The 283-nt window shown below is 42.8% G+C and carries 1 protein-coding gene; it reads left to right on the top strand.

Annotated elements, in window-relative coordinates; all coding sequences use genetic code 11:
• Nucleotides 1-262 (top strand): Ty1/Copia family ribonuclease HI (locus J0A66_RS23125; RefSeq protein ID WP_206576109.1); only part of this gene is annotated, 262 nt, incomplete at its 5' end.
• Nucleotides 263-283: the final 21 nt, after the last annotated feature.

The raw sequence follows: 283 nt of genomic DNA, 5'->3' as shown, positions 1-283 counted from the left end.
CAACGTGAAGAATGTGCCTCTCTACTGTGACAATGAGAGTGCCATCAAGATTGCTCATAACCCAGTTCAGCACTCGAAGACAAAGCACATTCAGATTCGTCATCATTTTCTTCGTGATCATGTGTTGAAGGGCGATATCTCCATCGAGCACGTGAAGACTGAAGAACAACTAGCCGATATCTTCACAAAGCCCTTGGATGAGAAGAGATTTAGCAAGTTGCGGTGTGAGCTAAATATCTTAGAATCTTCGAATGTCCTTTGAAAAGGACACATATCCTAACAC

This window comes from Bowmanella dokdonensis (genome assembly GCF_017254865.1).
GTDB classification, from domain to species: Bacteria; Pseudomonadota; Gammaproteobacteria; order Enterobacterales; family Alteromonadaceae; genus Bowmanella; species Bowmanella dokdonensis.
Note: the sequence above shows the minus strand (reverse complement) of the source record. Positions and strands in the feature narration are given on the sequence as shown.